The following is a 573-nucleotide window of genomic DNA, read 5'->3' on the forward strand; positions in this document are numbered from 1 at the left end:
TTTCAGGTCTTATTTTAATTTTAACTGGTTCTCTTTCATCAGGCGTACTTCCTTTTATTGCCTTTCTTTCGTCCATTAATTTATCATACTTATGTGACTTAATTAACAATTCATTATAGTCATCTAAATACATAATCACTTTATTTTCTTCCATATAATCACTTCCTAATTATTGATAAAAAAACAGACCTTTTAACGCCGTATCTAGGGCGAATCATTTTATTTTTTACCTTTCTTAGATTCTTCTATTTTCTTTTTAAAATCATTAATTTCTTCTTCAGTTATTTTGTCATAATATTTCGCATCAAGTTTTCCATCTAACTCCCATCTTTTTTCAATACTTAAGTGCTTATATTCTTTATTCATTGCAATTCCTCCACTATTATATTGACACTAAGTTCTTTCATATCTTCATCTAAGTTTTCGATATAAAATTTCACTCCATGATTTAAAAGAATTTCTTCTTCCATTTTCAAATTAGAATAATTCTCTATAGGTAATGCATTGGCTCCTTTTGGAATTTTACAAATCATTTTCCACCCATCTCCAAAGTATTGAGTGTTATCAATATGT

2 protein-coding genes are annotated in these 573 nt (G+C 27.4%); both read right to left on the reverse strand.

Going from position 1 to position 573, the window contains the following annotated elements:
• Positions 1 to 219 precede the first annotated feature (219 nt).
• Positions 220 to 366 (reverse strand): hypothetical protein, encoded by a 147-nt coding sequence (locus ACF91D_RS31445; RefSeq protein WP_157822572.1) that lies wholly within the window; start codon positions 364 to 366, stop codon positions 220 to 222.
• A partial coding sequence (locus ACF91D_RS31450) for an ADP-ribosyltransferase (protein WP_392438650.1) occupies positions 363 to 573 on the reverse strand: 211 nt, incomplete at its 5' end. The genes ACF91D_RS31445 and ACF91D_RS31450, both read right to left, overlap by 4 nt.

It is taken from the genome of Staphylococcus sp. 231237_7MaSpsaltlick (genome assembly GCF_043107035.1).

Coding starts and splice junctions, on each gene's coding strand:
- ACF91D_RS31445 (WP_157822572.1), bottom strand. CDS start 366: ATGAATAAAGAATATAAGCACTTAAGTATTGAAAAAAGATGGGAGTTA.